This window comes from Hymenobacter segetis, assembly GCF_054776495.1.
The window spans coordinates 182,526-200,169 of sequence record NZ_BAAHBV010000001.1 but is presented as its reverse complement, the minus strand read 5'-3'; the positions used below and the strand labels follow the sequence as shown (position 1 = coordinate 200,169).

Sequence of the window (17,644 nt, the reverse complement as noted above, 5' to 3'; positions counted from 1 at the left end):
ATTTCTTATCAGCCCATTAAAAGTCTGGTTTTATTCGCCGTACGCCAAGCAAACGCGCTTTTATAGTTGCGCAATCGTTCCCGGCAACGATGCCAACCGGCTTCCCTCCCACCCTCATCATTCCCCAACCCCCTGTTCAACTGACAGGGCACAAAAAAAGCCCCCGCGTAGGCGGGGGCTTTTTCACAAATACTGACCGGCTTTGGTCAGCTTACGCTAATGCTTAGTTCTTCTCGATGCGACGCACGGCGGTTACGTCGCCTTGCTTCACTTCGAGCAGGTAGATGCCGCGGGCCAGCGTGGCCGGCAGCGCCAACTGCTTATCAGCACCCAGCGTGGCCGGAGCCAGCACCACGCGGCCGGTCAGGTCGCGCAGGGCTACGGTAGCCGCGCCAGCCGTAGGCAGGGCCACGGTGATGCGGTCGGTAGCCGGGTTCGGGAACACCGACAGGCCGGGCAGGGCCTGGCTGGCGGCCGTGGCCGAGCCGATGAAGTTGGTGATGGTCAGGTCGTCGAGGTTGATGCGGGGGTTCTGGCCCACCGTGGCATTGGTCGTGTTAAAGCGCAGCCGCACGTTGCCGCTCCGGTTCACCGTCAGGGCATAGGGGGTCAGCGTGCTGGTGAGCGTGGTCGGCGTGCCGGCAATAGGCTGATAGTTAGCACCGCCGTCGGTGGATACTTCGGCCGTGAACGTGATGCCCGTGTCACCACCGTATAAGCCCGCCGAAATGGTAACGATGCCCGCGCCGTTGGGCTTGTCGAAGTTCATGGCAATGGAGCCGCCGCCGCGAATACGGGCCGACTTGGCCTGGTTCACCCGGTCGTTGAACAAGTCGCCCACCAGGGCCTGGGTAAACGTCCAGGCGCCGGAGCGCAAGGCTACGGGCGCGGCATCGGTGTAGCTGGTGCGGACGCCCTGCTCAAAATCTTCGTAGGCAACAGTCGTGGCAGCGGCTACTACCGCGAAGTCCAGCGTGTTAGAAGCCGTACCGCCGTTGGTTACCGTCACGGTGAACTGGCCAAGGGTGGCAATGGCGCTGGCGGGAATGTTGACGGTGATGGTGGTGGTGCCGGTAACCGTGGCCGCCGTGTAGTTCTGGCCGCGGAAGTTCACCTGCGTGGTAGCCGTCAGGTTGGTGCCCCCTACGGTGAGTACGAAAGCGGGGCCACCTACCACGGCACGGGCCGGGCTCAGGGTCGTGATGGTGGGCGTAGCAGCCACCGTCACCGTAAAGCTGGTGGTGCTGGTGGCCGTGCCGCCGGGCGTGGTCACCACGATGGGGCCGGTAACGGCCGTAGCGGGCAGCACGAACGTGATGGTAGTAGCATTCACCACCGTGAAGCCGGTGACATTAATGCCGCCTACCGTTACAATGGTAGCACCTGTGAAGTTGGTACCCGTCAGGGTTACCGTGGTGCCGGCCGCGCCCGTGGTGGGCGTGAAGCTGGTGATGGTGGGAGCCGAAGCCGTTACGGTGAAGGTGCCGGTGCTGGTAACCGTGCCGCCGGGCGTGGTCACGGCGATGGTACCGGTGGTGGCGCTGGCGGGCACGGTGAAGGTGATGGTGGTAGCGTTCACCACGGTGAAGCCGGTGATGGCCACGCCGTTCAGCGTGACGGCGGTAGCACCGGTCAGGTTAGTGCCGGTGATGGTGACGGTGGCACCAGCCGCGCCGGTGGTGGGCGTGAAGCTGGTGATGGTGGGCGCGGGCGTAGCCACGGCGGTTACGGTGCCGGTTACGTTCACGTTCACGGAGGTGGCGCCGGTGCTGTTCAGGGCCACGTTGCCGGTGAAGGTGCCGGTAGCGGCACCCGTCAGGCGCACGTAAACGGGCGTATTAGCAGCGGTGCCGCTGGTCTGGGGCACAGTTACGGTAGCGGCAAAGCCGGTGGTGGCGCTCAGCGAAACTTCGTAGCCGGCCGGGGCCGTTACCACGATGCCCGCCGTGAGCGACGTGCCGCCTACGGTGATGGTCTGGGTGGCCGAGGGCGTGCCCACTACCGTGCTGAACGCCGTGAGGCTGGCCGGCGTGCCGGTGATGGTGGCCGTGGCAGCCGAGTTGCAGCCCGCGTTCAGAGGGGTATCGGTGGCGGTGAGGACCACGGGCGTAGCGCCGCCGGTGGGGTTCACCGTGTTGGCACCCGAAGGCCAGATGCCGTCGGCATCGCTGTTGCAGTTCAGCACGGCACCGCTCACGATGCTGCGTTCCTCTACGCGGCGCACACCGGTGGCGAGCGTGTTGGGGAGCACGGCGTTGTAGGAACCATCGGTAACGCCGTAGGTGGCAATGGTGCCGGTGGCAACGCCTACATTCTCAACCAGCGCACCGCTCACGGGGCGGCCGGTGCCGGCGGTGTTGTCGTAGGTGAACACCAGGTTTTTGGGCGTGGCCGACGACGAGCCGGCCAGCTGCGTACCGGTGGTGGTGGTAGCGCCGAAGGCGAGTACCGTAGCCCCCTGGTCCAGGGCGCGGCGGGCCACAATGGTCGCCGGGGCCGCATCCGTAGCCAGTACAATCATCGGAAACAACACGTTGCCAGCCGTAATGAAGCGGGCGTTGGTCGAGTTCACGAAGCCAAACCAGCCGGTGTAGCTACCAGCGGCATCGGTGGTGAAGGTGGCATAGCTACCCGCCGTGCTCAGGCTGCCCGTCGAGGAAGTAACGTAAGTGGAAGTAGCGGTGGTGGTACCGGGCGTGAGCGACAGCACAACGCCCGCCGCGCCGGTCGTGCCGAAGTCGGTGGCGGTGGCGGCCTGCACGTAGTAGCGATACATGGTGCTGGGCGTGAGGTTAGTTAGCGTGCCGCGAAACACGAAGGCCAGGCGCGGGCCGGGGTTGGTGGTGGTGGTAGAGTTGTTGCCGCTGCTCAGGTACTGGGGCACAATAACCCCGGTGAAATCAGCCTGGGTGATGTTCTGGGCCTGTGCTGCCAGGGTGGGCCACATGAGGGCCAGCACCGCCAGGCAGGAAAGCAGGCGCGTTGTGAAGAAATGCTTCATAGACAAAAAATAAAAGGTAAAAAGGGAAAAGAGAAGGTGAAAAAAGTGAGTAACGTTAAGTATCGCAACCGCGCTCATGTACCCCAAAGATAGACCGGCGCGCGCGGTTGGAAAGTTACGGAATTATCTCCTACCCAAAACCCGGCCGCCCGGGCCATTGGATGCAGCCTGGGCCTTGAGCTTTGTAGTTGGAGGAGCCGTTTTTTATTCCCAAAGGGGGTAATGTTCCAGATGCACTTCCTGCTCGAAGAATATCCGCGTGCTCTCTTCAAAAGAGCGGGTGAAATCCGACACGTAGAAGTGATGCGCGGGCGGCGTGACAGCCGCGGGAGCCAGCAGGCCGTGGCCGGCGAGGTACGCTTCGGCCGCTGCCGCCACCACGTCCGACGCATCCAGCACGTCCACGCGGCCGGCGTAGAAGCGCGCAATCTGCTCCTTTATCAGCGGGTAGTGCGTGCAGGCCAGCACCAGGGCATCGATGCCAGCCAGGGCCGGATTGCCTAAATACGTCCCGATGATATCATCCGAAATGGAGTTTTTGAAGAAGCCTTCCTCAATCATGGGCACCAGCAGCGGGGTGGCCAGCGACTGCAGGTCCACGCCGGCATCGAGGTCGTCGACCTTTTTCTTGTACACGTTGGAGTTCACCGTCTGCTTCGTGCCGATGAGGCCTACGCGGCGGCCGGCATAGGCCTGGCCCAGGTGCGCCACAATGGGGTCAATCACGCTCAGCACCTGGGCTTTGCTGCCCACGTACTCGCGCACCAGCTCGTAGGCGGCGGCCGAGGCCGAGTTGCAGGCAATGACAATCAGCTTGCAGTGCTGGCGTAGCAGCAGGTCGCAAATCTTGATGGAATAGGCTTGGATGGCAGCCGTGCTTTTGTCGCCGTAGGGCAGGTGCGCAGTGTCGCCGAAGTACACGATGCGCTCGTGGGGCAAACGGTGGGCCACGGCCCGCGCCACCGTGAGGCCGCCAATACCGGAGTCGAACATGCCAATGGGCCGGGCGGCCAAAGCCGCCGAAACGGCCGGCGCGGGAGCAGCAATAGTCATAAGGCAAAGGTAGCCGGGTTGGTATGGAACGTCATGCTCATCTAGCGTCCACGCAGCCGAAGCATAACCTGCTATTGTCCACTGCCTGTTATATTTCCGCCAATTTTCAGCTCAACTCTTTTTCTAATGAGCACCATTCTGGACGAAATTGACCACGCCCTGGCCGCGCACGATGCCCGCCTGGGCCGCCCCGTCGCCATTTACCTCGGCGAGCGCAAGCTCACCCAGCTCACCCTCGATGCCGCCCGCGCCGTCCTCCCCGACCTCAGCACCGACGCCGGCCGCCCCCTCGCCTACCGCCACCTGGAGCTGCTGCGCGATGAAGTGAACCTGGATGGCCTGCGGGTGATTTAGCTTTTCGGTACCAGCAGCGGCTGAAGCACCGCCCACACCGTGCGGGCCACAATGCGGTGCCCGGCCGGCGTGGGATGAATGCCATCGGCTTGGTTCAGGGCGCGGTCGCCGCCCACGCCGGCGAGCAGGAAGGGAATGAGTACGAGGTGGTTTTTGATGGCCATTTCCTGGTAGAGGGCTTTAAAATCCTTCGCATAGGACTGGCCCATGTTGGGCGGAATCTGCATGCCGGCCAGCACGATTTGCGCGCCGGGGCTGCGCCGCCGCACCGTGTCGATGATGCCTTGCAGGTTTTCGCGGGTGGCCGAAAGCGGGAGGCCGCGCAGGCCGTCGTTGCCGCCCAGCTCCAGCACAAATATGTCCACGGGTTGCTTCAGAATCCAGCCCACGCGGCTGCGGCCGCCGGCGGTGGTTTCGCCACTCAGGCCGGCGTTTATCACTTCGTAGGGCAGGCCGAGGGAGTCGATTTTCTGGCCAATGAGGCCGGCAAAGGCCTGTTCCGGTTCCACGCCGTAGCCGGCCGTGAGGCTGTTGCCGAAGAACAGCAGGCGCTTTTTAGTGGCGGGCGTAGCGGCGGGAGCATTAGCGGCCGGAGCTTCGGCAGCAGCTGGCTTTTCGGCCGTGGGGCCGGCGTTGCAGGCGGTGAGGGCCAGCCCGAGCAGGGCGGCCAGGGGCAAATGGAGGAATTTCATGAGCAGTATTTTGGGCACGAAACCGTAAAGTCGGAAAACATGCCGGGGGTTTCAACGTCTTTGGTAACGAACGGGCAGCGGCGCGGTTGTGTGCCGAGGGCTTTGGCATTTGAAAGAACGTCAATGGAAGCACGGTCATGCTGAGCGCAGCCGAAGCATCTCTATCGCGCAACGCAATCCAATCGATAGAATTACTTGCGCGGTAGAGATGCTTCGGCTGCGCTCAGCATGACGTTCGTTTTTCGTTTTTCTCCTCCTGCTGCCTCCCCCATACCCTCCTACCCTAACTACATGTCCATCCTCCGCGTCGATAACCTCACCAAAACCTACCCCAGCGGCGGCCAGCCTCTCACCGTGCTCCACGCTGTGAGCTTCGACCTCGCGGCCGGCGACACCTTTGCCATCGTTGGCCCCTCGGGCTCGGGCAAAACCACCCTGCTGGGCCTCTGCGCCGGGCTTGACCGCGCCACATCAGGGAGCGTGTGGGTCAATGGCATCCAGCTCGATAACCTGAGCGAAGACCAGCGCGCCGCCGTGCGCAACGAGCACGTGGGCTTCATCTTCCAGAATTTCCAGCTCCTGCCCACCCTCACGGCCCTCGAAAACGTGCTGGTGCCGCTGGAGTTGCGCGGCCAGCGCGGGGCCACCAAAACCGCCCTCGAACTCCTCGACCGCGTGGGCCTGGCTGCCCGCGCCGGCCACTACCCGGCCCAGCTTTCGGGCGGCGAGCAGCAGCGCGTGAGCTTGGCCCGCGCCTTCGCCAACCGCCCGGCGGTGCTCTTCGCCGATGAGCCCACCGGCAACCTCGACCCCGACACCAGCGAGCGGGTGGTGAACCTGTTGTTTGAGCTCAACCGAGAAGCCGGCACCACCCTGGTCCTGGTGACGCACGACCTGGAGCTGGCCGCCAAAACGCAGCGCACGCTGCGGCTGCGCGGTGGCAAGGTGGTGGAGGAAATGCTGACCTGAGCAGAACATCAAACTCCCCTCCTTACCAAGGAAGGGACGTTGAGCCAAAGGCTCAACTGGGGTGGTTGTGGCGTTGAACAGCTTGCTCCTGTTCCGTTCAAATAACAATTCAACGCCACAACCACCCCAGTTTCAGCTTCGCTGAAACATCCCCTCCTTGGTAAGGAGGGGAGCTATTATCTGCCTAACATCCTTCTAAAATGACTAATACCTCCTGGCTCTTCCGCATGGCGTGGCGCGACAGCCGCCGCAGCCGCGCCCGGCTGCTGCTATTTATGGCCAGCATTATCCTGGGCATCGCGGCGCTGGTGGGCATCAATTCCTTTGGCGATAACCTGGCCCGCAGTATCAGCGCGCAGGCCCGGGAGCTGCTCGGGGCCGACCTCGTGCTGAGCGCCAACCAACCCTTCGAGCCCAAACTGGAGCCGGCCCTTCATAACCTCGGCACGGCCCGCACGCGGGAGGTTTCCTTTGCCTCGCTGGTGCAATTCCGGCCGGGCCGGGGCACGCGGCTGGCCCAGGTGCGGGCCCGTGACGGCGGCTTTTTCTACGGCGACTGGGATACCGAGCCGAAAGCCGCCGCCCAGCGCTTCGCGGATACGACCGCTGCGCCCGGCGCGCTGGTCGATGATGCGCTGCTGGTGCAGTTTGGGGCCAAAGTCGGCGATTCGGTGCAGGTGGGCAACGTGGTACTGCCCATCATCGGGCGGGTTATGAAGACGCCGGGGCAGTCCGGCATCAGCACGGCGGTGGCTCCTACGGTGTTTCTAGCGCTGAAAGAAGTGGCCGCCACCGGCCTGGTGCAGCGCGGCAGCCGCGTGAAGTACACCCGCAGCTACCAGTTTGCGCCGGGCACTGATGTGGCCGCCACCATCAAGCCCCTGCAAGCCCGCCTCGACGCGGCCGACATCGACACCGATACTGTGGCCAGCCGCCAGCAAAGCACCGGCCGCGCCTTCGCCGACCTCACCCGCTACCTCAGCCTGGTGGCCTTCGTGGCGCTGCTGCTGGGCTGCGTGGGCGTGGCCAGCGCCGTGAATCTCTACGTGCGCGAGAAGCTGGCTGCCGTGGCGGTATTGCGCTGCCTGGGAGCCAGCGGCCGGCAGGCGCTGCTGATTTATCTGATTCAAACCGCCGGCCTCGGCTTCATCGGCGCGGTGCTGGGGGCGGGCCTGGGCGCGGCCGTGCAGGGTCTGCTGCCTCGAGTGTTGGGCGATTTCCTGCCCGTGGATATCAGCGTGAGCGTGTCGTGGCCCGCCATTGCGATGGGCTTGCTTACGGGACTTTTGATGGCGGTGCTCTTCGCGCTGCTGCCGCTGCTGAGCATCCGGCGGGTGTCGCCGCTGCGGGTGCTGCGCACGGCTTTTGAGGACGATACCACTGCGCCCGACCCGGTGCGGGGCATCGTAATTGGCGTTATCGGCCTGTTCATTCTGGCCTTTGCCTACGGCCAGACGCGCGACTGGAAGCTCACCCTCGGCTTCGGGGCGGGGCTGCTGGCGGCCTTTGCGGCGCTGGCCGGCCTGGGCCGCCTGCTGATGGGGGCCGTGCGGCGCTTCTTCCCCGCCGGTTGGGGCTACGTGTGGCGGCAGGGTTTGGCCAACCTCTACCGCCCCCAAAATCAGACACTGACGCTGGTCACGTCCATCGGCCTCGGCACGTTCCTGCTGGCCACGCTCTTCCTCACCCAGGCCATGCTGCTGGGCCGCGTGCAGATTGCCGGCCAAAAATCAGCCGCCAACCTGGTACTGTTCGACATTCAGCCCGAGCAGCGCGCCGGCGTAGAGGCCCTGCTCACTGCCCAGAAGCTGCCCGTGCTCCAGCGCGTCCCCATCGTGACGATGCGCCTCACGGCCATCAACGGCACGTCCGTTTCCATCATTAAAAAGGACACGGTGCGGGGCATCCCGGCCTGGGCCCTCACCCGCGAGTACCGCGTAACCTACCGCGACTCGCTCAACTCCTCCGAAAAGCTCACCGCCGGCACCCTGCCCACCATCGGCCCCGATAAAATCCCGCGCATCTCGGTGGAGAAAGGCTACCTGGAGCGCGTCAAGCTCAGTATTGGCGATACGCTGGATTTCAACGTGCAGGGCCTGCCGCAGCGCACCATCATCGGCGGTACGCGCGAGATTGACCGCAGCCGGGTGCAGCCCAGCTTCCTGGTCATCTTCCCGGCCGGGGTGCTGGAGGGCGCGCCGCAGTTCCAGGTGGTACTCACGCACACGCCCAACACCGCCGCGCTGGCCGCCGTGGAGCAAAAACTGGTAAAGCAATTCCCCAACGTGTCGGCCATCGACCTGGGCCTGATTCTGACCACGCTCAACGACATTGTCGATAAAATCTCCTTCGTGATTCGCTTCATGGCTGGCTTCAGCATTCTCACCGGCTTGTTGGTGCTCAGTAGCTCCGTCGTCATCAGCCGTTACCAGCGGGTGCGCGAAAGCGTGCTGCTGCGCACACTGGGGGCCAGCCGGGCCCAGATTCTGCGCATCACGCTGGTCGAGTACGGCCTGCTGGGGCTGCTGGCGGCGCTGGCCGGTATCGCGCTGGCAGTGCTGGCGGCCTGGGCGCTGGCGGTATGGGTGTTCGAGGCCAGTTTTGGACCGGCGGTGCTGCCGCTGCTGGGGCTGGCGGCGCTGGTCACGGCCCTCACGGCGGGCATCGGGCTGCTCAACAGCCGCGACGTGCTACGCCGCTCGCCGCTGGAAGTGCTGCGGGCCGAGGGGTAATTTCTGTTAAATCATCTGGCTCCGCTGGCCCGGACTATGCCGCGCATAAAAAAGCCATCTGATAATTTCAGATGGCTTTTTTATCTCCTACTAACAATAGTGCTACTTAATTACATCCGGTGAATGCCCACCACGTGCGGCTTGCCATTCAACGGGGCGTAAATCTCTACAATGGCTTTCCAGATAGCATTGGAAGGCGGCATCGTGGCGTTGCACTCAAACTTGTAGTTGGTGCCGGCTACCACCTGCGTCGAAACTGCCAGGGGCGTATATTTTACTCCTACGAAGCCGTGCATGGCTTCATCCCATACCTTTTTGTCGGCGGGGGTTAGGGGGTGGTAAGGAGTCCAGCCGCCGGGCAGGGTATCCGTGTGCGATGCGGCCGCGGGGGCGGCGGTGTTTGCAGTTGACATGGGTTTATTAATTAATTACTTTTTCCTACTCGTAAGGCTTTTCGGAATCATCGCCCCGTTTGGCAAAGTGGTTTCTGCTCCACTCGTTATTCCCCAAAAATTCGGCCTGCTGCCCATGGGAAGCTTCAGCAAATAGCCGCCTAATCGGTGTAAATAACTGATGCAAACCTAGCGCCCTGCAGGGACCAGAAATCGAGTAAAACCACCTGTTTTTTAAGGCAGGTATAAATACGGGGTTTGAGTAGGGTATAAATACGGGGCTGCGCCGACAGGCTTATTTCAACTGAAAAATGCCGGCCGGTTTCCCACTGCACAGGGGGCAGTCTCGCTGGCATATTCCGCCTGCGAAAGGGCCATTTTCAAGCAGCAATGGCGATGGTCATTCGCTATTTCCAGCCCCTACATTTTGTTGACAGGATGCCAGCTGGCGCAGTAGCTTTGGGGCGTTCCACAACCGCTGATTTTACATGTTCTACCGATTAGGTGGCCTTTTGGCCCTCCTGGGGCTTTTGGCCGCGCCCGCCCACGCCCAGCTCATCACCGACCCCGCCCGCGCTGCCGCCGCCCGCGACACCCTCCTGCACCAGGCCGCGCAGCTACGGCTGCGCGCCGAGCAAACCAGCCTGAATTTCAATACCAATGCCCGGGGCCGCTACCGGCGGCGCGTGGTGGTGACCGGCTTTTCCCGCCAGAACAGCGGCACCCTGCCCACCGCCGGCGTGCGGCAGATGCAATGGGTACCCGATAACGTTGCCTGGCGCCACATCACCCGCTACCGCCGCAATGGCCGCGTCATGGAGCGTTACCGCCTCACCATGGGCCACCAAACGCTGCTCAGCGAGCGCCGGCTGAACGGTACTATTATCTGGCTATCCATTCCCGTGGCTTATTCCAATGCCATGGGAACGGCCGTTCGGCATCGCGGCCTATACCTGCGCACCGGCTACGTCATGCTCGATAAAGACCAGTACGTGTTGCCCAAGCCGTTGCAATAGCGGCCTGGCTCATTCCTGGTTTCAACCAACGCAAAAAGCCCGTTTACCGGTTGGTAAACGGGCCTTTTGCGTTGGTTGAAACCAAGGGGCTACGTCACGTTTGGCCCTTGCCACTGCCACGCTACGGGCGTTGCCAGCTGGTAAGGTCGCGGGCCGGGCGGCTGTTATCGGGCTTCCTCAATTTGGAACAGCGAATTGAGGCGCAGCAGGTCGAGGCAGCGGCGCAGGGGGGCGTTCACATTGCGCAGCCACACTTTGGCCCCCGCTCGGTGCAACAGCAGTAGTTGCGAAACCACGTAGCCCACCCCCAGCGCCCGCTGGCAGGCCAGCCGCGAACAGTCGATGTGCAGCGACGATGTGCCGAGCGAAAATGCCAGCGCCCGCGCCCGCAACACGGCATTGGGCTCATCCAGATTGAGGGTACCCGGCGCAGCTGTCCAAGAAATTGAGGTCCGGAATGGCAAAATGAATGATTTCATGATGGCTGAGGATATAGTGAATAGTAAACATAGTAAATATTTATATAAAATATACAAAATTCAACTAAATCGGACCAGGCAGCCCTGCTGTACCCTTTCCAAACAGTCTATTCGCAGGTACCCGCCCCAGTGGCCTAAGCAAAATCAGTGGTTTCCATGACCCCGCGCATGCCCAACCCCGCGGGCGAAAAGCATCTTGGGGGCATTTCCATCCCTAATGCCTGGCCCCATGAAACCATCCGCCGTAGTCCCTGGAGTGATGCTGGCTTTCTTATCGGCGTGCATCGCTGATTCAGACCAACCCAAAACCGCCGAAACCAGTGGCATTCCCCCCGCAACCACGGTTCACAATGCGGTATTCCGCACCGCTCCCCCCAGCAAGCAGGGCTTCAAAAGCAACATCGAGCAGGACACCCGCGCCAACCGCGACTTCCGCCACGTGCGCTACACCGGCCAGCACCTGCAGCTGGTGCTTATGAGCCTGAAGCCCGGCGAGGAAATCGGCAGCGAAACCCACGCCAACGCCGACCAGTTCTTTCGCTTCGAAGAGGGCACCGGCAAGTGCGTCGTCAACGGCCACGAGTACCCCGTGCAGGCCGGCGATGCCGTGATTGCGCCGGCCGGGTCCGTGCACAACGTCATCAACACCAGCCCCACCAAGACCCTGAAGCTCTACACTATATACGCAGCCCCGCAACACCAGGACGGCGTGGTGCGGGCCACCAAGCAGGAGGCCGAGCAGCACGAAGCCCGGTTCAATGGCAAAACCACGGAGTAGCGCCACGCGTGCTCATCTACGCTCCGTCGTAGCAGTGCGCTCGGCTCTTCGCCCCCGCCGCGACGGGGCGTGTCGGGCGCCGCGGCAGGGGCGACAGATACAGCAGAATATTTCAGCCGTCGAGATTCAATTAATCTGTATAAAGCCAGCTATTTGATTTTCATTACCGCTTTTCGCCGGCCACTAGCATCAAACTCTATCTGCTCATCTAATACTGTTTTGCCGTCGTTCTGGAAACATCCCCACCGTCGGATGAGGACAGTATCCAGCTTATTTCCATTTCTAAATTGGATGTCTTGTGATTCAGAAAACGGACGACCGTTAACCGTTTTCGGTACGGTGTTAGTAACCACATACAGGCTTCCATTTTCTTGATAAAAGCGAACACGCCATGCTTTCGCTTTTGCTGAGTACACGGTCGTGTCTCTTACTGCTCCGCTCTTGTAGTAACCTATCCACGTTCCATAAGGGGTAAATTGAAACTTCCCCGAACTGTCCTGCTTAGCTAGCAAAGGACCTTGCCAGTATATCTGGCGGGGTTTAAAGCGCCAGTACGAAGTATGAACCTTATCAACTGTCTTACCTCCTGCTAAGCTTTTGCGCTCCTCTTGCGTAAGATGAGAGCGAAAATCGACTTGCTCAAACGCCTGCGGAACACATGCGGAGAATAATAAGGAGCACATTGCCACAGCTGCTGACCAGTACCTCATGCCTATGCTGACGTTTACGAATTGATTGAAACAGACACAAGCTAACGCCTAGCTTTTGTGTTTCGTGTACTATTTCCTAAAGGCCCCGCCCGCCCCGGCCGTACCTTTGCGGCCTATGAACCTGTTATCCGCCGAGAACATCTCGAAGAATTACGCCGACCGCTGGCTGTTTCAAAACCTCAACTTCGGCCTGCAACAAGGGCAGCGCGTGGCCTTTGTGGGCATCAACGGCACCGGCAAAACCACGCTCATGCGCGTGCTGGCCGGCCTCGAAAACCCCGACACCGGCTCGGTGAGCGTGCGCAAGGGCATCCGCGTCACCTACCTGGGCCAGAATCCCGTGTTCGACGAAAGCCTGAGCGTGGAAGAAACCATCTTCGCCAGCCAGAACGACACGCTCAAGGCCATCCAGGAGTACGAGCACGTCGTGAACGACCCGGACCACAAGTCCGACGACCTCCAGCGCGTGCTCGAACGCATGGACGCCCTCAACGCCTGGGACTACGAAGCCCAGGTACAGCAGATTCTGGGCAAGCTGGGCATCCTCGGCGAGCTGCTCACCCGCAACGTGAGCCAGCTTTCGGGCGGACAGCGCAAGCGCGTGGCCCTGGCCCGCGTCCTCATCGAAGAGCCCGACGTGCTGCTCCTCGATGAGCCCACCAACCACCTCGACCTGGCCACCATCGAGTGGCTCGAAAACCGCCTGAACTCGCCCAGCCTCACCCTGCTGATGGTGACCCACGACCGGTACTTTCTCGACAAAGTGGCCAATGAAATCGTTGAGCTCGACAAGGGCCAGATGTACCGCTACCAGGGCAACTACGCCTATTTTGTGGAGAAAAAGGCCGACCGCGAGATGCGCGAAACCGTGGAAGTGGAGAAGGCCCGCCAGCTATTCAAAAAGGAGCTCGACTGGATGCGCCGGATGCCACAGGCCCGCGGCACCAAGCAAAAAGCCCGCATCGACGCCTTCTACGTCACCAAGGAAAAGGCCAGCACCAACCTCAACAAGCAGCAGATTGAGCTGAGCGTGAAAACCACCCGCCAGGGCGGCAAAATCATCGAAGCCGACAGCCTGAACAAGAAATTCGGCGACAACGTGGTGCTGGATGATTTCAGCTACGTCTTCAAGAAGAAGGACCGGATTGGCCTCGTCGGCCCCAACGGCGCGGGCAAATCCACGCTGCTCAACATGCTCACCGGCAAGCTCCAGCCCGATTCCGGCACCATCGACGTGGGCACCAACACCGTGTTCGGCTACTACACCCAGACCGAGCTGGAATTCGACCCCTCGCAGCGCGTCATCGACATCGTGAAGGAAGTGGCCGAAGTGGTGGAGCTCGCCAACGGCGACGTGCTCACCGCCAGCCAGTTTCTCAACCTGTTCCTGTTCCCGCCCGCCCAGCAATACACGCTGGTGAGCAAGCTGAGCGGCGGCGAAAAGCGGCGCCTGCAATTGCTGCGCGTGCTCATCAAAAACCCCAACTTCCTCATTCTTGACGAGCCGACCAACGACCTGGACCTGGCCACGCTCAACATCCTGGAAGATTTTCTGCTGCACTTCACCGGCTGCCTGCTCATCGTGAGCCACGACCGGTACTTCCTCGACCATCTCGCCGAGCACCTCTTCGTGCTCGAGCCCGGCGGGGCCGTCCTCAACTTCCCCGGCAATTACACCGACTACCGCGAATACCTCGAAGAGCGCGAAGCCGAAGCCGCCCTCATCGAAGAAGAAAAAGCTGCCAAAGCTGCCCGCGCCGCTGCGAAAGCAGCCATCACACCAGCTGCCGTGAGTACGGCCGTAGCCCCCTCGCCCGCCAAGCGCCGCGCCACCTTCGCCGAGAAAAAGGAGTACGACCAACTCGAAAAAGCCATGGCGACGCTGGAAACCGAGAAGCAGGAAATCACCGCCAAGCTGAACGGCGGCAGTGGCTCGCCGCAGGATTTTGCCGCCTGGGGAGCGCGCCTAGCAGCCATTGAAAAAGAGCTGGGCGAGAAAGAAGAACGGTGGCTGGAACTAGCCGACCTGGGATAAAAACCACTTCACCCCAGCCTATTTCATGAGCCAACGACCATGAGCAACAAAAAAGCCCCGGCAGGTTGCCGGGGCTTTTTTGTTAACCGAATATCTGGACCAATATGGCGGCGGCTACTAATATTCCGCTCAGTATCAAGCCGCTTCTTTGAGATTTTTTCTGGTGTCGGGCACTTTCAATGAGCCACGAAGAAGGCGAAGTTTGCATGCTGGTAAAAGAGTAAAGCGTGGAAAGGAATCGAAAGATACAGCAAATGGCGTTGCATTTAGCAATTAATTTTTATTGCCGCCGGCGAACCTGCGCAAACTCCAGCGGCACCGTGCGGCCGCCTACCGGAGCCTTCACCACCAAGCCATCGGCCGCGTCGTAACGGGGGAAGTAGAGGTAGCCGCGCACCTGCTGACCGGGCTCCAGCGTCACCTTGCGCAGGGCGTAGTCCTGAAGCATGGCGGCGCGCTGCCGGAGCACATCGGAAGCCACGGCATGCTCAATTTTAGCGGCGGTGGAGATGACGTTGTAGGTCACGGCCGCGTCGTGAATGGCGGCGCGGCTCTGGAACTGCGCCGGCGTTTCGTGCTTGCCGATGCTGGCCACGTCCGTAGCCAGGCTAGCAGCCCCGAGGGCCAGCCCCAGCCAGTCGAACTTTGCGGCTTTGGTGGCTTCGCTCTCGGCTTTGGTGTGCAGGGCGGTTATTTCGGGTTCGGGGTCGAAGGCGGCCACGGCGTTGGGGGGCAGCGGGGGCAGCGGCAGGGCCATGCTGGCAGCGGCTATAGCGGCGCTTACTTCAGTGCCGGGCAATGGCTTGGGGCGCTTGGCTTTGGGGTCGGGAGCCGGGGCGGGCAGGCGGCTGGCTTCGTACTGAAACGCCGCCGGGTCGACCACCAGCGCGCGGCGGGTGGGGTTGCGGTATTCGGCCTCAAACACTACCCGCGTGGGCTCGTAGCACACGAAGCTCAGGCGCACTTCCACGCTGTCAGCTACGGCCTGGGCCTGCTCGCGGCCTTCCACAAAAAAGCCGGTGGCGCGGGTCGGTTTCATCCCCAATTGATAGGTGGGAGCGCAGGCCGTAGCCAGCCCGGCCAAAGCCAGCCAGCGCAACGAACGAACGTAAAAAGGCAGCATACAACTGACGATTTAGTGAAAGCTTCTGGTCGGAAGATGCCTCCGGCCGGGCCGGGGTTGCATGGCTTCGGAGAATTATTCCCCTAAAATAAGCAACTCCGACGGCAGCTGAAAATCACCGTTTTCCTCAGACCCGAATGGCCAATGACGAGGCACCGCGCCCAGCGGCACCGGCCCAAAAACGTGGGCAAAATGCTGCTGCCGGCTCGCTACCCATTCGCGCTCCACGCGCACGCCGGCGGCGGCCAAGGCGGCTTCGTCCCATTCCAGCAAAACCAAATCGGCCCGCCCGGCATAGTACCGGCGGGCCGTTTCGATAATCTGGTGCCGCTCCGAGGAATGGATGAAGCCCTCGGCGGACAGGTCGGCGCTGGCGAAAAAGCCGGTTTGCTGTGCGTGGTGCCAGTCGGCGGGCTCAGCGATGCGGTAGAGCATGTTTTTAGAATCAGGGGGGATAAAAGAACGTCATGCTGAGCGGAGTCGAAGCATCTCTACTGCAAGAGTAACTAATTACTTGCGCGGTAGAGATGCTTCGACTTCGCTCAGCATGACGTTCTTTTTCTTTTCGCTAAGAAACCGTCAGCGCTACGCTTTCCACAGCTCCTGCTGCACCTGCTTGCCCACGGTGAGCATGATGCGCACGGGATTAGGAATCAGCGTGATGCGGGCTTCCTTGCCGGGGTATTTCTCCGAATCAACCCAGACGCCTTCTTTGGGCGTGGGCGTGGAGCCGGGGTTGCTGGGCAGGTAGGCGGTGGGCAGCAGCACGTCGGTGTCCGATTTCAGGTCGGTGTGCACTTTGTCGAGCGCGGTTTCCAGATAGTCGCCGTACTCGTCGTTGAAGTCGTCTTCGAGGTCGTGCAGGGCCTCTTCCACTTCGTCGTAGCGGGCGTCGTCGTACTTGAGGGTGTGCAGCTCGGCCTTTTTTTCAATCAGGGCCACGAGGGCACGGTTCAGTTCTTCGGTGTTCATGGGAGCGCTAAGGCAGATGATTGGGCACAAAAATGGGAATGAATTGCCAAACGCGCGCGGTTCCGGCTCCGGGTTTGGACGGGTTTCGGCCAATTGTCGCTTCAAACCGGCAGAAGCTGTATTTTTACCCTGTCATTCACCCCGCTAATTTCCCCTTCCCACCCATGCAAACCATGACCTCGCCCGAAGTGCTGGCCCAACCCGCCCAGGATTTCCTCCCCCTCAAAGGCACCGATTTCGTCGAATTCTACGTCGGCAATGCCAAGCAGTCGGCCTACTACTACCAGGCCGCGTTCGGCTACGAGCTGGTGGCCTACGCCGGCCCCGAAACGGGATTGCGCGACCGCGCCAGCTACGTGCTCCAGCAGGGCAAAATCCGCCTGGTGCTCACCACCTCCCTCCTACCCGATTCCGAAATCACCCAGCACGTGGCCAAGCACGGCGACGGCGTGAAGGTGATGGCCCTGTGGGTGGACGACGCCCGCAAGTCGTGGGAAGAAACCACCAAGCGCGGCGCCAAGTCGGCTTTCGAGCCTTATACCATTGAGGATGAGCACGGCAGCGTGACGCTTTCCGGCATTTACACCTACGGCGAGAGCATCCATACCTTCGTGGAGCGCACCAACTACACCGGCCCGTTCATGCCCGGCTACGTGGCCAAGAGCAGCCTGGTGCCGCAGGGCGCACCGGTGGGCCTGCTGCACGTCGACCACTGCGTGGGCAACGTGGGCTGGGGCGAAATGAACCAGTGGGTGAAATTTTACGAGGACGTGATGGGCTTCAAGCTGCTCCTCACCTTCGATGATGAGGACATTTCGACCGAGTATTCGGCCCTGATGAGCAAGGTGGTTTCCAATGGCAACGGCTACGTGAAATTCCCCATCAACGAGCCCGCTGAGGGCAAGAAAAAGTCGCAGATTGAGGAATATCTCGACTACTATCACTCGCCCGGCGTGCAGCACATTGCCATCGCCACCAACGACATCCGCGCCACGGTGACCGAATTGCGCCGCCGCGGCGTGGAGTTCCTGACCGTGCCCGGCACTTATTACGAAGACCTGCTGGAGCGCATCGGCGCGATTGACGAGGATTTGGAGTCGCTGAAAGCCCTAAACCTGCTCGTGGACCGCGACGAGGAAGGCTATCTGCTCCAGATTTTCACCAAGCCCGTGGAGGACCGGCCCACGGTGTTCTACGAAATCATCCAGCGCAAAGGGGCCAAGAGCTTCGGCAAAGGCAATTTCAAGGCCCTGTTTGAGAGCATCGAGCGCGAGCAGGCGCTGCGCGGCAATCTGTAATTTTATTTCTGAAGTAGAGACGCATATTTGCGTCTCGTCG

Annotated in this window: 16 protein-coding genes; 7 read left to right on the top strand and 9 right to left on the bottom strand. The window is 61.4% G+C overall.

Going from position 1 to position 17,644, the window contains the following annotated elements; genetic code table 11:
* Positions 1-223: 223 nt before the first annotated feature.
* Positions 224-3,001: a beta strand repeat-containing protein gene (locus ACYU70_RS00955; protein ID WP_342296190.1), complete on the bottom strand. Its 2,778-nt coding sequence runs from the start codon at positions 2,999-3,001 to the stop codon at positions 224-226.
* Between the two features lie 204 nt (positions 3,002-3,205).
* Entirely contained in the window at positions 3,206-4,054 is an 849-nt protein-coding gene (gene murI / locus ACYU70_RS00950) for a glutamate racemase (RefSeq protein WP_342296191.1), read from the bottom strand.
* Positions 4,055-4,180: 126 nt separating this feature from the next.
* Here murI and ACYU70_RS00945 point away from each other — a divergent pair, with 126 nt between their 5' ends.
* Positions 4,181-4,408: a hypothetical protein gene (locus ACYU70_RS00945; RefSeq protein WP_342296192.1), complete on the top strand. Its 228-nt coding sequence runs from the start codon at positions 4,181-4,183 to the stop codon at positions 4,406-4,408.
* Here ACYU70_RS00945 and ACYU70_RS00940 read toward each other — a convergent pair.
* Entirely contained in the window at positions 4,405-5,100 is a 696-nt protein-coding gene (locus ACYU70_RS00940; RefSeq protein ID WP_342296193.1) for an arylesterase, read from the bottom strand. The genes ACYU70_RS00945 and ACYU70_RS00940 overlap by 4 nt on opposite strands.
* A 291-nt stretch (positions 5,101-5,391) precedes the next feature.
* Here ACYU70_RS00940 and ACYU70_RS00935 point away from each other — a divergent pair, with 291 nt between their 5' ends.
* Positions 5,392-6,069, top strand: a complete 678-nt coding sequence (locus ACYU70_RS00935; RefSeq protein WP_342296194.1) for an ABC transporter ATP-binding protein — start codon at positions 5,392-5,394, stop codon at positions 6,067-6,069.
* 200 nt (positions 6,070-6,269) lie between these two features.
* Positions 6,270-8,801, top strand: a complete 2,532-nt coding sequence (locus ACYU70_RS00930; protein ID WP_342296196.1) for an ABC transporter permease — start codon at positions 6,270-6,272, stop codon at positions 8,799-8,801.
* A gap of 110 nt (positions 8,802-8,911) precedes the next feature.
* Here ACYU70_RS00930 and ACYU70_RS00925 read toward each other — a convergent pair whose 3' ends face one another.
* A complete protein-coding gene (locus ACYU70_RS00925) occupies positions 8,912-9,214 on the bottom strand; it encodes a hypothetical protein (RefSeq protein ID WP_342296197.1) in 303 nt (100 codons plus the stop codon).
* Between the two features lie 467 nt (positions 9,215-9,681).
* Here ACYU70_RS00925 and ACYU70_RS00920 point away from each other — a divergent pair, with 467 nt between their 5' ends.
* A complete protein-coding gene (locus ACYU70_RS00920) occupies positions 9,682-10,209 on the top strand; it encodes a hypothetical protein (protein ID WP_342296198.1) in 528 nt (175 codons plus the stop codon).
* Between the two features lie 164 nt (positions 10,210-10,373).
* On the opposite strand, the gene ACYU70_RS00915 is transcribed toward ACYU70_RS00920, so the two are convergent.
* Positions 10,374-10,688, bottom strand: a complete 315-nt coding sequence (locus ACYU70_RS00915) for a hypothetical protein (RefSeq protein WP_342296200.1) — start codon at positions 10,686-10,688, stop codon at positions 10,374-10,376.
* 229 nt (positions 10,689-10,917) lie between these two features.
* Here ACYU70_RS00915 and ACYU70_RS00910 point away from each other — a divergent pair, with 229 nt between their 5' ends.
* On the top strand, positions 10,918-11,466 hold the full coding sequence (locus tag ACYU70_RS00910) for a cupin domain-containing protein (RefSeq protein ID WP_342296201.1): 549 nt from the start codon (positions 10,918-10,920) through the stop codon (positions 11,464-11,466).
* 149 nt (positions 11,467-11,615) lie between these two features.
* On the opposite strand, the gene ACYU70_RS00905 is transcribed toward ACYU70_RS00910, so the two are convergent.
* On the bottom strand, positions 11,616-12,149 hold the full coding sequence (locus ACYU70_RS00905; protein ID WP_342296202.1) for a hypothetical protein: 534 nt from the start codon (positions 12,147-12,149) through the stop codon (positions 11,616-11,618).
* A 142-nt stretch (positions 12,150-12,291) separates the two neighbouring features.
* On the opposite strand from ACYU70_RS00905, the gene ACYU70_RS00900 reads away from it, so the two are divergent.
* Positions 12,292-14,211 (top strand): ABC-F family ATP-binding cassette domain-containing protein, encoded by a 1,920-nt coding sequence (locus ACYU70_RS00900; protein ID WP_342296203.1) that lies wholly within the window; start codon positions 12,292-12,294, stop codon positions 14,209-14,211.
* Between the two features lie 280 nt (positions 14,212-14,491).
* On the opposite strand, the gene ACYU70_RS00895 is transcribed toward ACYU70_RS00900, so the two are convergent.
* The 3 genes from ACYU70_RS00895 to ACYU70_RS00885 all read right to left on the bottom strand — a co-directional run bounded on the left by ACYU70_RS00895 (position 14,492) and on the right by ACYU70_RS00885 (position 16,306).
* Positions 14,492-15,334 (bottom strand): hypothetical protein, encoded by an 843-nt coding sequence (locus ACYU70_RS00895; protein ID WP_342296204.1) that lies wholly within the window; start codon positions 15,332-15,334, stop codon positions 14,492-14,494.
* Between the two features lie 75 nt (positions 15,335-15,409).
* Positions 15,410-15,769 (bottom strand): DUF952 domain-containing protein, encoded by a 360-nt coding sequence (locus tag ACYU70_RS00890; protein WP_342296205.1) that lies wholly within the window; start codon positions 15,767-15,769, stop codon positions 15,410-15,412.
* Positions 15,770-15,919: 150 nt separating this feature from the next.
* On the bottom strand, positions 15,920-16,306 hold the full coding sequence (locus ACYU70_RS00885) for a hypothetical protein (protein WP_342296206.1): 387 nt from the start codon (positions 16,304-16,306) through the stop codon (positions 15,920-15,922).
* 164 nt (positions 16,307-16,470) lie between these two features.
* Between ACYU70_RS00885 and hppD the strand changes: the two genes are divergently transcribed.
* Positions 16,471-17,604: a 4-hydroxyphenylpyruvate dioxygenase gene (gene hppD, locus ACYU70_RS00880; protein WP_342296207.1), complete on the top strand. Its 1,134-nt coding sequence runs from the start codon at positions 16,471-16,473 to the stop codon at positions 17,602-17,604.
* The last annotated feature ends 40 nt before the right edge of the window (positions 17,605-17,644 follow it).

What these genes read in the sequence shown, in the direction of transcription:
- ACYU70_RS00890 (WP_342296205.1), bottom strand. Translation starts at nt 15,769, where the DNA reads ATGCTCTACCGCATCGCTGAGCCCGCCGACTGGCACCACGCACAGCAA.
- ACYU70_RS00910 (WP_342296201.1), top strand. Translation starts at nt 10,918, where the DNA reads ATGAAACCATCCGCCGTAGTCCCTGGAGTGATGCTGGCTTTCTTATCG.
- murI (WP_342296191.1), bottom strand. Translation starts at nt 4,054, where the DNA reads ATGACTATTGCTGCTCCCGCGCCGGCCGTTTCGGCGGCTTTGGCCGCC.
- ACYU70_RS00940 (WP_342296193.1), bottom strand. Translation starts at nt 5,100, where the DNA reads ATGAAATTCCTCCATTTGCCCCTGGCCGCCCTGCTCGGGCTGGCCCTC.
- ACYU70_RS00905 (WP_342296202.1), bottom strand. Translation starts at nt 12,149, where the DNA reads ATGTGCTCCTTATTATTCTCCGCATGTGTTCCGCAGGCGTTTGAGCAA.
- ACYU70_RS00935 (WP_342296194.1), top strand. Translation starts at nt 5,392, where the DNA reads ATGTCCATCCTCCGCGTCGATAACCTCACCAAAACCTACCCCAGCGGC.
- hppD (WP_342296207.1), top strand. Translation starts at nt 16,471, where the DNA reads ATGCAAACCATGACCTCGCCCGAAGTGCTGGCCCAACCCGCCCAGGAT.
- ACYU70_RS00895 (WP_342296204.1), bottom strand. Translation starts at nt 15,334, where the DNA reads ATGCTGCCTTTTTACGTTCGTTCGTTGCGCTGGCTGGCTTTGGCCGGG.
- ACYU70_RS00885 (WP_342296206.1), bottom strand. Translation starts at nt 16,306, where the DNA reads ATGAACACCGAAGAACTGAACCGTGCCCTCGTGGCCCTGATTGAAAAA.
- ACYU70_RS00925 (WP_342296197.1), bottom strand. Translation starts at nt 9,214, where the DNA reads ATGTCAACTGCAAACACCGCCGCCCCCGCGGCCGCATCGCACACGGAT.
- ACYU70_RS00900 (WP_342296203.1), top strand. Translation starts at nt 12,292, where the DNA reads ATGAACCTGTTATCCGCCGAGAACATCTCGAAGAATTACGCCGACCGC.
- ACYU70_RS00945 (WP_342296192.1), top strand. Translation starts at nt 4,181, where the DNA reads ATGAGCACCATTCTGGACGAAATTGACCACGCCCTGGCCGCGCACGAT.
- ACYU70_RS00930 (WP_342296196.1), top strand. Translation starts at nt 6,270, where the DNA reads ATGACTAATACCTCCTGGCTCTTCCGCATGGCGTGGCGCGACAGCCGC.
- ACYU70_RS00915 (WP_342296200.1), bottom strand. Translation starts at nt 10,688, where the DNA reads ATGAAATCATTCATTTTGCCATTCCGGACCTCAATTTCTTGGACAGCT.
- ACYU70_RS00920 (WP_342296198.1), top strand. Translation starts at nt 9,682, where the DNA reads ATGTTCTACCGATTAGGTGGCCTTTTGGCCCTCCTGGGGCTTTTGGCC.
- ACYU70_RS00955 (WP_342296190.1), bottom strand. Translation starts at nt 3,001, where the DNA reads ATGAAGCATTTCTTCACAACGCGCCTGCTTTCCTGCCTGGCGGTGCTG.